Source organism: Piscinibacter sp. (assembly GCF_050175855.1).
In the GTDB taxonomy this organism is placed as follows: domain Bacteria; phylum Pseudomonadota; class Gammaproteobacteria; order Burkholderiales; family Burkholderiaceae_C; genus Piscinibacter.
On sequence record NZ_JBFXIO010000102.1, the window covers coordinates 1 to 12781 of the forward strand.

The 12781-nt window shown below is 70.8% G+C and carries 12 protein-coding genes; 10 read left to right on the forward strand and 2 right to left on the reverse strand.

Annotation, left to right across the window (positions count from 1 at the left end; translation table 11 throughout):
* Positions 1-656, forward strand: a 656-nt coding sequence (locus tag AB7U92_RS10110) for a peptidoglycan-binding domain-containing protein (RefSeq protein WP_428576064.1), incomplete at its 5' end; no start/stop codon positions are given.
* A gap of 6 nt (positions 657-662) precedes the next feature.
* Complete coding sequence (locus tag AB7U92_RS10115) at positions 663-1298, forward strand: general secretion pathway protein GspB (protein WP_428576065.1); 636 nt, start codon at positions 663-665, stop codon at positions 1296-1298.
* A 12-nt stretch (positions 1299-1310) separates the two neighbouring features.
* On the opposite strand, the gene AB7U92_RS10120 is transcribed toward AB7U92_RS10115, so the two are convergent.
* Positions 1311-2990 carry an MFS transporter gene (locus AB7U92_RS10120; protein ID WP_428576066.1) on the reverse strand — a complete coding sequence of 560 codons (1680 nt, stop codon included), beginning with the start codon at positions 2988-2990 and terminating at the stop codon, positions 1311-1313.
* 102 nt (positions 2991-3092) lie between these two features.
* A complete protein-coding gene (locus AB7U92_RS10125) occupies positions 3093-3971 on the reverse strand; it encodes a hypothetical protein (RefSeq protein WP_428576067.1) in 879 nt (292 codons plus the stop codon).
* A gap of 83 nt (positions 3972-4054) precedes the next feature.
* Between AB7U92_RS10125 and AB7U92_RS10130 the strand changes: the two genes are divergently transcribed.
* The 8 genes from AB7U92_RS10130 to AB7U92_RS10165 form a co-directional block, all read left to right on the forward strand.
* Positions 4055-4885 carry a MipA/OmpV family protein gene (locus AB7U92_RS10130; protein WP_428576068.1) on the forward strand — a complete coding sequence of 277 codons (831 nt, stop codon included), beginning with the start codon at positions 4055-4057 and terminating at the stop codon, positions 4883-4885.
* A gap of 204 nt (positions 4886-5089) precedes the next feature.
* Positions 5090-5344 (forward strand): DUF4212 domain-containing protein, encoded by a 255-nt coding sequence (locus AB7U92_RS10135; protein ID WP_428576069.1) that lies wholly within the window; start codon positions 5090-5092, stop codon positions 5342-5344.
* A gap of 7 nt (positions 5345-5351) precedes the next feature.
* A complete protein-coding gene (locus AB7U92_RS10140) occupies positions 5352-7160 on the forward strand; it encodes a sodium:solute symporter family protein (protein WP_428576070.1) in 1809 nt (602 codons plus the stop codon).
* A 130-nt stretch (positions 7161-7290) separates the two neighbouring features.
* On the forward strand, positions 7291-7644 hold the full coding sequence (locus AB7U92_RS10145) for a hypothetical protein (protein WP_428576071.1): 354 nt from the start codon (positions 7291-7293) through the stop codon (positions 7642-7644).
* 9 nt (positions 7645-7653) lie between these two features.
* Positions 7654-7851, forward strand: a complete 198-nt coding sequence (locus tag AB7U92_RS10150; protein WP_428576072.1) for a hypothetical protein — start codon at positions 7654-7656, stop codon at positions 7849-7851.
* A 1-nt stretch (position 7852) separates the two neighbouring features.
* Positions 7853-10603, forward strand: coding sequence for an ATP-binding protein (locus AB7U92_RS10155; protein WP_428576073.1), 2751 nt, complete (start codon positions 7853-7855; stop codon positions 10601-10603).
* Positions 10600-10977, forward strand: coding sequence for a response regulator transcription factor (locus tag AB7U92_RS10160; RefSeq protein WP_428576074.1), 378 nt, complete (start codon positions 10600-10602; stop codon positions 10975-10977). Before AB7U92_RS10155 ends, AB7U92_RS10160 begins: the two co-directional genes overlap by 4 nt.
* On the forward strand, positions 10977-12781 hold a 1805-nt coding region (locus AB7U92_RS10165), incomplete at its 3' end, for an exonuclease domain-containing protein (RefSeq protein ID WP_428576075.1). The genes AB7U92_RS10160 and AB7U92_RS10165, both read left to right, overlap by 1 nt.

The following is a 12781-nucleotide window of genomic DNA, read 5'->3' on the forward strand; positions in this document are numbered from 1 at the left end:
CGGCGGCCTCCGAGGCGGCCTCTTCTGCGGCTGCGCCGGCATCGGCCGCCGCGCCGGCCGCGCCGCCGCTGGCCGACGCCAAGGCGGTGCTGGCCGCGGCCTGGCGCAGCGAGGCCGACGCCTGGCGCGCGCTGGCCCCGGCCTGGCAGGTGCAGCTCGGCGAGGGCGAGCCCTGCGCCGCCGCGGCGCGCCAGCAATTGCAGTGCTTCCGCAGCAGCGGCGCCAGCACGCTCGCGCTGATCCGCCAGCTCGACCGGCCGGCGCTGCTCACGCTGCAGGGCAGCGGATCGCGCGGCCACGTGCTGCTGACTGGCCTGACGATGCGCCAGGCGACGCTGGCCACCCGCGACGGTGACATGACCCTGCCGCTGGCCGAGCTGGCCGGGCTGTGGCGCGGCGAGTTCGCCACGCTGTGGCGCACGCCGCCGGGTTACGACGATGGCGCACCGGTCGACTGGCTGTCGTCCCAGCTCGCCGCTGCGCAGGGCGAGCCGGCACCGCCGGCGCCGACGAAGTTCGACGCCGCGCTGCGCAACCGGCTCAACGCCTTCCAGGTGGCGCAGGGCCTCAAGCCCGACGGACTGGCCGGTCCGCTGACGCTGATGCTGATCAACCGCGCCACCGGCGTCGCCGAGCCGCGCCTGCTGCCGGAGTAGCCCACGATGTCCTACATCCTCGATGCGCTGCGGCGGGCCGATGCCGAACGCGAACGCGGCAGCGTGCCCGGCCTGCATACGCAGGCGATGCCGGAAGTCGGCGACGACGATGAAGCCCTGGTGCGCCGGCGCGGGCTCGCGCCCTGGCAGTGGATCGCCATCGGACTGGCCGGCGGCCTGGCGGTGGCCGTGGCCTGGACCTGGCGCGGCGACGAGCCGCCGCCGGCCCCGCCCCAGCTGCCGCCACCCCCGCCGCAGGCGGCGTTGCCCGCCCCGCCGCCGCAGCCCATGGTTCCCGCCGAGCCAGCGCCGGCCGCAGCTCCGGCCGCGCCGGTGGCGATTGCGCCGATGCGCGCCGCGCCGCCTCCGGCGCCACCGGCACCCGCGCCGGCGCCTGCACCGCCCCCGCCACGGCGCGTGAACTCGCTGGCCGAACTGCCGCCCGACGCGCGCGCCGGCCTGCCGCCGCTGGCCTTCGGCGGCTCGATCTACTCGAACACGCCGGCCAACCGGCTGCTGATCGTCAACGGCCAGCTGATGCACGAGGGCGACACGCTCGGTCCCGGCGTCAAGCTGGAGCAGATCAAGCCCAAGGCGGCGGTGCTCGACATCCGCGGTCAACGCTTCGAAGTGGGGCTGTGAGCCGGCACACGCTCAGTCGCCGGCGCTGAGGTCCGTACCCCGGGTCTCGCGCAGGAAGAGCGTGCCGATCGCGAAGCTCGCCGCGGCGATCACGATCGGGTACCACAGGCCGCTGTAGACGTTGCCTGTCTGCGCCACGATGGCAAAGGCGATCGCCGGCAGCAGCCCGCCGAACCAGCCGTTGCCGACGTGGTAGGGCAGGCTCGTCGCGGTGTAGCGGATGCGCGTCGGGAACATCTCGACCAGCATCGCGGCGATGGGGCCGTAGACCATCGCCACCAGGATCACCAGCACGAGCAGGATGCCGACGATCAGCGGCCGGTTCATCTTCGCCGGGTCGGCGGTGACGGGAAAGCCGGCGGCGTCGAGCGCCTGGGCAACGGCCTTCCTGAATTCCGCTTCGCGCCACCTCGCCTCGCCGGGCGGCAGGCCTGCGGTGACGGGGCTGTCGATCGTCAGCGGGCCGATGCGGATGGCGGCGGGCGTGCCCGGCGCCGAGGCTTCGTTGACATAGTTCACCGAGCGTGCCGCCAGCGCCTGCCGGGCGAGATCGCAGTCGCTGGTGAATTTTGCGGTGCCGATCGGGTTGAACTGAAGAGAACAGTCGTCCGGGTCCGCCACCACCACGACCTGCGTCTTCGCCTGCGCGGCAGCCAGGTCGGGGTTCGCCGCCTCGGTCAGCGCCTTGAACAGCGGGAAGTAGGCGAGCGCGGCGATCAGGCAGCCGGCCAGGATGACCGGCTTGCGGCCGATGCGGTCGGACAGGCTGCCGAAGGCGACGAAGAACGGCGCGCCGAGCAGCAGCGCTGCCGCCATCAGGACATGGGCGGTCCGGCCGTCGACCTTCAGCACCTCGGTGAGGAAAAACAGCGCATGGAAGTGGCCGGTGTACCAGACCACCGCCTGCCCGGCCACCAGGCCGAACAGCGCCAGGATCATCCGCTTCAGGTTGCGCCATCGGCCGAGCGCCTCGGCCAGCGGCGCGTTGGGCGCCTTGCCGGCCTCCTTCATCTTCCTGAAGACGGGCGACTCTTCCATCGACAGCCGGATCCAGGTGCTGATGACCAGCAGCACGATCGACAGCAGGAACGGGATGCGCCAGCCCCAGGCCGCGAAGGCCTGCTCGCCGATGGCGGCGCGGGTGCCCAGGATCACCGCCAGCGACAGCAGCAGGCCCAGCGTCGCGGTGGTCTGCATCCAGCCCGTGTAGGCACCACGACGGCCCGCCGGTGCGTGCTCGGCGACGTAGGTCGCGGCCCCGCCGTACTCGCCGCCGAGCGCCAGCCCCTGCAGCAGCCGCAGCAGGACCAGGATCACCGGAGCGGCCACGCCGATGGCGGCCTGCCCCGGCAGCAGGCCGACGACGAAAGTCGACAGGCCCATGATGAGCATCGTGACCAGGAAGGTGTACTTGCGGCCGATCATGTCGCCGAGCCGGCCGAACAGCAGCGCGCCGAACGGGCGCACGATGAAGCCGGCCGCGAAGGCCAGCAGCGCGAAGATCAGCGCCGATGCGGCATCCAGCCCGGAGAAGAACTGCGCGGCCAGGATCGGCGCGAGCGAACCGTAGAGATAGAAGTCGTACCACTCGAACACCGTGCCGAGCGACGACGCGAAGACGACTCTCCGGTCCTGGCTCGTCATGGGCGCCGGCCCGGTGGCGGCGGCCGGGACGGCCGTGCTGGTGAACATCCCCTGTGCAGCTCCTGGAGGCGAAGCGGCCGTTGGTGCCACGGCCCTCCCGGCACTGTCGTGCAGGCTTCTGACCCGGATCTGACAGCGGCCCGATGGCCCTCAGCGGCCTTGGGCCATGCGCGCGAGGTCGCGCTGCTTCTCTCCCAGGTAGTCGTCCAGGTCGTACTCGTGCAGCTGCGCCGCGTGCCGCTCGGTCAGTGCGAACCAGGTGCGCAGCCGCGCCTGCATGCGCTCGTCGGCCGAGCCGCTGCGCTCGCGGCAGTGCGCCTGCAGCGCGAGGTAGTAGCGCATCACGTTGCGCTCGAGCGAGCCGCGCTCGCCCTTCACGTACTGCGGCTGGCCTTGCGCGTCGCGCCCGGTGACGGTGAAGCCGATCTTGTCGCGCCCGGCAGTGGCCAGGTAGGTCTGCATCGCCATGCGGGCCAGCAGCCCGGCGTTGTGGCCGAAGCCGAAGTGCACGAAACTGCCCGCGCCTTCCAGCGGCACGGCCTCGAAGACCATGCGGTAGTCGGTGGTCGCGAGCGGCCCGGTCGGCGCGGTGAGCACCACGCGCAGGTGGCCCGGCGCATCGACCTCGGTGCGCATCGTGTAGCGCATCTGCGCGGTCATGCCGGCGCCGCCGGTCTTCTTCGGCCCGGCCAGCACCGACACGCCGCCCTCGGCCGGCTGGCAGGCATGCACGTTCAGGTGCAGGAACAGCAGCTCGCACACCGCCTGCGGCGTGCGGAAGGCGGCGGTGGCGTCGGCGAAGGCGAACGGCAGCTCGGCGTACACGTCGCCCTCGATGCGGTCGGGCCGTTCGCGCGAGACGATCACCAGCGGCTCGCCGAAGGCGTTGTCGCGCAACGCCGCCTGCAGTTCCTGGCGCCTGGCGAGCAGGCCCGCCGCGCTGCCTGCGTCCAGCGCGAGCGCGGGCCACCCGGCGGCACCCAGCGCCAGGGCGAGCAGAATGCGCCGAAAGCGGCCGATCCATTTCATCCTGCAAGCATGCGCCGGCACGGCCCCGGGGCGACTGCGCCGGCGCAAGCGAGGGGCTTGTCGTTGTGGCGATACTCGCGGCCATGAATAGGAAGATCGCACTGACCCTGCTGCTGGCCGGTGCGGCCGGCGCCGCGGCAGCGCAGGAGCCGGCCGCCGGCGGCCTGCCGCGCTGGGAGGCCGGCATCGCCGCCGGCGGTGGCCGCATCCCCGACTACCCGGGCGCCGACCAGTCGCACTGGCGCGCCATCGTCGTGCCCTGGTTCGTCTACCGCGGGCCGGTGGTCAGCGTGGATGAGCGCGGCATCCGCAGCCGCTTCGTCGACACCTCGCACTGGGAGCTCGACCTCACCGCCACGGCCGCTTTCAACACGCGCAGCAACGACCGCCGCGAAGGCATGCCGGAGCTCGACTACCTGTTCGGCATCGGCCCGCAGCTGGTCTACAAGGGCTGGCAGGGCGCGGGCGGCAACGGTGCCTCGGCGCACTTCAAGCTGCGCGCGATCCAGTCGACCGACTTCCGCCGCATCGACTCGCGCGGCGGCACCTTTTCCACCGAGCTGCGCTGGCGGGAGTTCGGGGTGCTCGGCGCCGGCTCGGTGCTCACCGCGTCGATCGAGCCAACCTGGGCCAGCCGGCCGCTGCAACGCTACTTCTACGGCGTCGGCGCCGACCAGGCCACCGCCACTCGCCCGGCCTACGAGGCCCGCGCCGGCTACCTGGGCACGGAGTTCGGCCTGTCGCTGCGCCGGCGCATCGCGAGCGACCTGTCGTGGTTCGTCGCCGTCGACCTGAACGCGATGCACGGCGCGGCCAACCGCGCCAGCCCGCTGCTGGCCTCGAAGACCAACCTCAGCTTCGGCGCCGGCCTGGTGTGGACGCCGTGGCGCAGCACCGCTGCCGCAAGCGACTGATCCCACCGCCTCTCGGGAATTACCCGCGCAAATGCGCTCAGAGACCGCATCGCGAAACGCGACATGCGGGTTACTGACTAGTTCGTAAGCCCACGTTGGGATTGTGTAAGAAGGTGGTCAGAGCCGGCACGAATAGTCCGGCCGTTGGCGCGCGGGGAGCTTTCCTCGCGCGTCACGTTCATTCACTTGCGAGGAGACCGTCGCATGCAACACGACTCACAGGGCTACTGGAAAGCCACGCTGGGCCTGTTGACCAAGATCCTGGTCATCTGGTTCCTCTGCTCCTTCGGGGCAGGCATCCTGTTCGCCGACCTGCTCAACGGCATCAAGCTGGGCGGCTATCCGCTGGGCTTCTGGTTCGCTCACCAGGGCTCGATCTACATCTTCATCGCGCTGATCTTCTGGTACGCGAAGAAGATGGGCGACATCGACCGTCAGTTCGACGTGCACGAGGACTGAGGCGACCATGGATCTGCAAACCACCATCTACCTCGTCGTCGGCGCGAGCTTCGCGCTGTACATCGGCATTGCCATCTGGGCACGCGCCGGCTCGACCAGCGAGTTCTACGCCGCGGGCGGCCAGGTCAACCCGGTGATGAACGGCATGGCCACCGCGGCCGACTGGATGTCGGCGGCCTCGTTCATCTCGATGGCCGGCCTGATCTCCAACATGGGCTACGGCGGCGGCCTGTTCCTCATGGGCTGGACCGGCGGCTACGTGCTGCTGGCCATGCTGCTGGCCCCGTACCTGCGCAAGTTCGGCAAGTTCACCGTGCCGCAATTCATCGGCGACCGCTTCTACTCGAAGTCGGCCTCGACGGTGGCGGTGATCTGCCTGCTGACGGCCTCGATCACCTACATCATCGGCCAGATGACCGGCGTGGGCGTGGCCTTCTCGCGCTTCCTGGGCGTCTCCAGCGAAGTCGGCATCTACGTCGGCATGGGCATCGTGTTCCTGTACGCGGTGTTCGGCGGCATGAAGGGCATCACCTACACCCAGGTGGCGCAGTACATCGTGCTGATCCTGGCGTACACGATCCCGGCCATCTTCATCTCGCTGCAGCTGACCGGCAACCCGATCCCGCAGCTCGGCCTGGGCTCGAACCTGGTGGGCCACGACGTCTCGCTGCTGCAGAAGCTCGACCAGGTCGTCACCGACCTCGGCTTCGGCAAGTACACGACGACCACCGCGGGCAGCACGCTGAACATGTTCGTCTACACGCTGTCGCTGATGATCGGCACGGCGGGCCTGCCGCACGTGATCATGCGATTCTTTACCGTGCCGAAGGTCGCCGACGCGCGCTCTTCGGCCGGCTGGGCGCTGGTCTTCATCGCCATCCTGTACACCACCGCCCCGGCGGTGGCCGCGATGGCCAAGACCAACCTGATCCGCACCGTCAACCCCGGCGTGGTGATGAAGGACGCCAACGTCTATGACAAGGAAGGCGCGATCAAGTACGAGGAGCGTCCGGACTGGATGAAGCGCTGGGAGAAGACCGGCCTGCTCAAGTTCGAGGACAAGAACGGCGACGGCCGCATCCAGTACTACAACGACAAGACCAAGAACGCCGAAGTCCAGAAGAAGGCCGAGGAGGCCGGCTGGAAGGGCAACGAGCTGAACGTCAACGCCGACATCATCGTGCTGGCCAACCCGGAGATCGCGCTGCTGCCCAACTGGGTGATCGCGCTGGTCGCCGCCGGTGGCCTGGCCGCGGCGCTGTCGACGGCGGCGGGCCTGCTGATGGCGATCTCTGCCGCGGTGTCGCACGACCTGATCAAGGGCGTGTTCAAGCCGGACATCAGCGAGAAGGGCGAACTGCTCGCCGGCAAGATCTCGATGGCCGTGGCGATCGTGATCTCCGGTTGGCTGGGCCTGAACCCGCCAGGCTTCGCGGCCGGTACGGTGGCCCTGGCCTTCGGCATCGCGGCGAGTTCGCTGTTCCCCGCCATCATGATGGGCATCTTCAGCAAGAAGATGAACAAGGAAGGCGCGATGGCGGGCATGCTCGCCGGCCTGGCGGTGACGCTGTTCTACGTGTTCGCGCACAAGGGCATCTTCTTCATCAAGGGCACCGAGTTCCTCGGCGTGATCGGCGGCGCGAACAGCTTCTTCGGCATCACGCCGGAAGCCTTCGGCGCGGTGGGTGCGCTGGTGAACTTCATCGTCGCCTTCGCGGTCGACAAGGTGACCAAGGAGCCGCCGGAGCACATCCAGCACATGGTCGAGGCGGTGCGCATCCCGCGCGGTGCCAAGGCCGTGGATGGTGCACACTGAGCGCCGTCTGAGCGCGACCTGAGACTGCCGGCCCGCCAGGGCCGGCGTTGCGGACGGGGCCTTGCCGGCAGCGCTGGCGGGGCCCTTCTTGTTGGTGCGTCCGCGCCGGACACATCGAACGGAGCCGAGCATGACCTTCGACATCAGCGTGGCGCTGACCTGGATCCTCTTCCTGGCGCTGTTTCCGCTGGCCTTCTTCTGGCTGCGCCGCGCCTGGCGCATCCTCGTCAAGCGCGACTTCTCCGAGGTGGCGCTCAAGCGCGGCGAGCCGCCGCCGGATGCCGAGCGCTGGGCGCCCTACGAGATGGCGATCAACGGCCTGGCCGGCATCGTCGTGGTGTTCGTCATCGTGGCGGTCGTCGCCTACGGCATTCCGTACGACACCTGGACCGCGATCGCCGGCTCGACGATCTGGTGCAAGTTCTTCGCCAGCTTCGCGCTGGGGCGCCACGCCCACACGCTGGGCGCCAAGCAGAAGGCCTGAGGGGGGCCCGTGCAGACGCGCCTGCTGCACCAGCGCCTGGCCGGGCTGTTCGCGCTGGCGCTGCTGTTGTTCAACTTCCCCCTCATCGCGCTGTGGGACCGCGACGTCACGCTCCTGGGCGTGCCGCTGTTTCCGGCCGCGCTCTTCCTCGTGTGGGCCCTGCTCATCGCCGCGCTGGCGTGGCTGATGGAGCGCGGCAGGGACTGACATGCTGTCCCCCGCGCTCGTTCTCGGGGCGTCCTTCCTCTACCTGTCGATCCTGTTCGTCGTCGCCTGGTGGGCCGACCGGCGTGCCGCGCAGGGACGCTCCCTGATCGGCAATGCCTGGGTCTACGCCCTGTCGATGGCGGTGTACTGCACCGCCTGGACCTACTTCGGCAGCGTCGGCCGCGCCGCCACCGGCGGCGTGTGGTTCCTGCCGATCTATCTCGGGCCGATGCTGGCCATGCTGCTGGCCTGGATGGTGGTGCGCAAGATGATCCGCATCGCGCGCATCTACCGCATCACCTCCATCGCCGACTTCGTCGCCAGCCGCTACGGCAAGAGCCGCGCCCTGGCCGGGCTGGTGACGCTGATCACCGTGGTCGGCATCGTCCCGTACATCGCACTGCAGCTCAAGGCCATCGCCAGCGGCTATGCCCTGCTGACCACGCCGGCCGGCAGCGTGCCGGCCGCGGACGGCGCCTGGTGGCACGACGGCACGCTGTACGTCGCGCTCGCGCTGGCCGGCTTCACGATGGTGTTCGGCACCCGCCATCTCGACAGCACGGAGCGCCACGAAGGCATGGTGGCGGCGATCGCGTTCGAGTCGGTGGTGAAGCTGGTGGCCTTCCTCGCCGTCGGCGCGTTCGTCACCTGGGGCCTGTTCGGCGGCGTCGGCGACATCTTCGAGCGGGTGCGCGCCGATGCGGCGCTGGCCGGGCTGCTGCGCCTGGCACCCGAGGGCCGGACGTTCGCCTACGCGCAGTGGTTCGCGCTGACGCTGCTGTCCATGCTGTCGGTGCTGCTGCTGCCGCGCCAGTTCCAGGTGATGGTGGTGGAGAACGTGGACGAGCGGCACCTGCGGCGCGCCAGCTGGGTGTTCCCGGCCTACCTGCTGGCCATCAACCTGTTCGTGCTGCCGATCGCCCTCGGCGGGCTGCTGCACTTCGGCAGCGCCGAGGGCGCCGATACCTTCGTGCTCTCGCTGCCGCTGGCAGCCGGCCAGGATGCGCTCGCGCTGGCGGTCTTCGTGGGCGGGCTGTCGGCCGCCACCGGCATGGTGATCGTCGAGGCGATCGCCGTCTCGACCATGGTCTGCAACGACCTGGTGATGCCGCTGCTGCTGAAGTGGCAGGCCTTCGCGCGGCGCGCCGACCTCACGCGGCTGCTGCTGCAGGTGCGGCGCTCGGCCATCGTCGGCGTGCTGCTGCTGGGCTACCTCTACTACCACCTGGCCGGCGAGGCCTACGCGCTGGTGAGCATCGGCCTGATCAGCTTCGCCGCGGTGGCGCAGTTCGCGCCGGCGCTGCTGGGCGGCATGTACTGGAAGGGCGGCACCCGCGAGGGCGCGCTGGCCGGCCTGCTCGGCGGCTTCGCGATGTGGGTGTACACGCTGATGCTGCCGTCGATCGCCAAGTCCGGCTGGTGGCAGACCGACTTCATCGCCGCGGGCGCCTTCGGCCTCGTCCTGCTGCGGCCCGAGCAGCTGTTCGGGCTGGCCGGGCTGGACAACCTCACCCACTCGCTGTTCTGGAGCCTGCTGGTCAACGTAGGGCTGTACGTCGGCGTCTCGCTGTGGCGCACGCCCTCGGCGCAGGAGACCAGCCAGGCGCTGCTGTTCGTCGACGTGTTCGACCGCCGGCCGTCGGCTGCCGGCCTGGTGTTCTGGCGCGGCCGCGCCAAGGTCGCCGACCTGCTCGCCCTGGCGGTGCGCTTCCTCGGGCAGGCGCGCACGACAAAGCTGTTCGACGACTATGCCCGCTCGCGAGGGGCCGCGGGTGTCGAGGGCATCGTGCCCGACGCCGGCCTGGTGCACTTCGTCGAGACGCAGCTGGCCGGCGCGATCGGCAGCGCCTCGGCGCGCGTGATGGTGGCCTCGGTGGTCGAGGAAGAGCCGCTGGCCATGGACGACGTGCTGCGCATCCTCGACGAGGCGTCGCAGCTGCGTGCCCACTCGCTGGCCCTGGAGAAGGCCACGGCCGAGCTGCGCGCGGCCAACGAGCGCCTGGAAAGCCTGGACCGGCTGAAGGACGACTTCATGTCCTCGGTGACGCACGAGCTGCGCACGCCGCTGACCTCGATCCGCGCGCTGGCCGAGATGATGCGCGACGACGCCGGGATGCCCGAGGCGCAGCGCCAGCAGTTCCTAGGCATCGTGGTGGCCGAGACCGAACGGCTCAGCCGGCTCGTCAACCAGGTGCTCGACCTCGCGAAGATCGAGTCCGGCCACGCCGAGTGGCACAACGCCGACATCGACCTGGTGGCGCTGATCCGCCAGGCCGCGCAGACGGTGGCCGAGATGCTGCGCGAACGCGGCGCGGCGCTGGAACTCTCGCTGCCCGAGCAGGTGCCGACGCTGCGTGCCGACCCCGACCGGCTGATGCAGGTGCTGTTGAACCTGCTGTCCAACGCTGCCAAGTTCGTGCCCGCCCTTGGCGGCCGCATCGTCGTGCGGCTGCAGGCGGACGCGCACGGCGCGAACGTGGAGGTGCAGGACAACGGCCCCGGCGTGCCGGCGGCGCAGCGCACGCTGATCTTCGAGCGCTTCCGCCAGGGCGGCGACAGCACGTACCGGCCGCAGGGCACCGGACTGGGCCTGCCGATCAGCCGGCAGATCATCGAGCACTTCGGCGGGCGGCTGGAGCTGCGGCCTGACAACGGTCAAGGGGCCTGCTTCGCCTTCACGCTACCGTGGAACCCACCGACAGAGCCGGCGCCGCCAGGCGCGCCAACGGCCCCCCCAGGAGACGACGCATGACGAGCAAGATCCTCATCGCCGACGACGAGCCGAACATCCTGATCTCGCTCGAGTACCTGATGAAGCGCGAGGGCTTCGAGGTGCATGTCGCACGCGACGGCCACGAGGCCCTGGAGGTGCTGCGCCGGGAACGTCCCCGGCTGGTGCTGCTGGACGTGATGATGCCCGGCAAGTCGGGCTTCGAGGTCTGCCAGGAGCTGCGCGCCGACGAGTCGCTGCAGGGCACGCTGGTGCTCATGCTGACCGCGAAGGGCCGCGACACCGACGTCGCCAAGGGGCTGGCGATGGGCGCCGACGCCTACATGACCAAGCCCTTCTCGACGCGCGAGCTGGTGCAGAAGGTGCGCGAGATGCTCGACGGGGCGCCCGCGTGATGCGCGAACGGGCCCTGATGCTGGCCACCGCCGCCGTGGCCGGCGCCGCGGCGCTGCTGCTGGCCGTCTTCGGGCTGGGCGGCGGCGCGCTCGTCTGGTCGACGCTGGAGCTGGGCCAGCGCGAGGCGCTGGCTGCCGCGCTCGGCGACCGCATGGCGCTGCTGTTCATGGTGGCCGTGGCACTGTGCGCCGCGGTGGCCGGCGCCGCCCAGCCCCTGATCCGGCGCTGGATCGCCGCCCCGGCCCGCCTGGGCGAGCAGGCCCTGGCGGTCGTCTCCAGCGGCGTGCAGCGCGACCTCGAAGCCGCCGACGGCGGGCCGGCGCTGCAGGCGCTGGCGCAGGCCTTCAACGAGCTCGCACGCCAGCGCGAGCAGCTGCGCCGCGACATCGCCGACGAGGTGGCGCGCGCCAGTCGCGGCGTCGAGCAGGAGCGCAACCGCCTGGCGGCCCTGATGAGCGAGCTGACGCAGAGCGTGGTGGTGTGCAACCTCGACGGCCGCATCCTGCTCTACAACAACCGGGCGCGCATGCAGTTCCGCGCGCTGTCCGACGCTCCGACGCTGGCCGACGGCGCCGAGCTGATCGGCCTGGGCCGCTCGATCTACACCGTGTTCGACCGCCGGCTGGTGGCGCATGCACTGGAGAGCGTCACGCAGCGCGTGCAGCGCGGCGCTGCGCACCCGAGTGCGCAGTTCGTCACCGTCACGCGCAGCGGCCAGCTGCTGCGCGCGCAGATGGCGCCGGTGCGCGCCGCCGAGGGCGTCGAGGCCGCCGGCGCGTTCAGCGGCTTCGTGCTGTTGCTGGACAACATCACCCGCGAGTACGAGCAGGAGAGCGAGCGCGAGCGCCTGCTGCACGGCCTCACCGAGGGCAGCCGCGCCTCGCTGGCCAGCCTGCAGGCCGCCGCCGAGATGCTCGAGGACGAGGCGCTCGAGCCGGCGATGCGCGAGCGCTTCCTCGACGTGGTGCGCGACGAAGCGCGCGCGATGAGTCGCCGCATCGCCGGCCTGGCGGCGCAGAACGCTCAGGGCCTGGCCACGCGCTGGCCGCTGGAGGAGATGCTCGGGGCGGACTTCGTGCAGGCGGCGCGGCGGCGCATCGAGGCGCAGACCGGGCTGGCCACGGGCGCCGGCGAGGTCGACGAGAGCCTGTGGCTCAAGCTCGACAGCTACTCGCTGCTGCAGGCGCTGGGCTACCTGGCGCAGCGGCTGCGCGACGAGTTCGAGGTGCGCGCACTGCATCTGCGGCTGGCCGCCGCGCCCGAAGGCCCGCGTGCGCGGCTCGACCTCGCCTGGACCGGCCAGGCGATGAGCACCGAGACGGTGATGAGCTGGGAGATGGACCCGATCGCCACCGGCAGCGAGGCCAGTGCGCTGACCGTGCGCGACGTGGTGCAGCGGCACGGCGGCGAGTTCTGGTTCGAGCGCGACCGCGTGCGCCACCAGGCCTTCTTCCGCTTCCTGCTGCCGCTGGCGCCCAGCGCCGCCGCCCAGGAGGCTGCCGAGGCCGCCTTCCTGCGCAGCGAGAGCCGGCCCGAGTACTACGACTTCGACCTGTTCGCCGGCCGCGAGAGCCAGCGCGAGCTCGACGACCGCCGCCTGGTCGAGCTGGCCTACACGGTGTTCGACACCGAAACCACCGGGCTGCAGCCCTCCCAGGGCGACGAGATCATCCAGATCGGCGCGACGCGCGTGGTCAACGGCAAGCTGCTGCGCGGCGAGTCGTTCGACCAGCTGGTCGACCCGGGCCGCTCCATTCCCGAGGCGACGATCCCCATCCACGGCATCACGCCCGAGATGGTGGC

Excerpts from the sequence above, each read along its gene's own strand:
- AB7U92_RS10115 (WP_428576065.1), top strand. The coding sequence starts at position 663 with ATGTCCTACATCCTCGATGCGCTGCGGCGGGCCGATGCCGAACGCGAA.
- AB7U92_RS10120 (WP_428576066.1), bottom strand. The coding sequence starts at position 2,990 with ATGTTCACCAGCACGGCCGTCCCGGCCGCCGCCACCGGGCCGGCGCCC.
- AB7U92_RS10125 (WP_428576067.1), bottom strand. The coding sequence starts at position 3,971 with ATGAAATGGATCGGCCGCTTTCGGCGCATTCTGCTCGCCCTGGCGCTG.
- AB7U92_RS10130 (WP_428576068.1), top strand. The coding sequence starts at position 4,055 with ATGAATAGGAAGATCGCACTGACCCTGCTGCTGGCCGGTGCGGCCGGC.
- AB7U92_RS10135 (WP_428576069.1), top strand. The coding sequence starts at position 5,090 with ATGCAACACGACTCACAGGGCTACTGGAAAGCCACGCTGGGCCTGTTG.
- AB7U92_RS10140 (WP_428576070.1), top strand. The coding sequence starts at position 5,352 with ATGGATCTGCAAACCACCATCTACCTCGTCGTCGGCGCGAGCTTCGCG.
- AB7U92_RS10145 (WP_428576071.1), top strand. The coding sequence starts at position 7,291 with ATGACCTTCGACATCAGCGTGGCGCTGACCTGGATCCTCTTCCTGGCG.
- AB7U92_RS10155 (WP_428576073.1), top strand. The coding sequence starts at position 7,853 with ATGCTGTCCCCCGCGCTCGTTCTCGGGGCGTCCTTCCTCTACCTGTCG.
- AB7U92_RS10160 (WP_428576074.1), top strand. The coding sequence starts at position 10,600 with ATGACGAGCAAGATCCTCATCGCCGACGACGAGCCGAACATCCTGATC.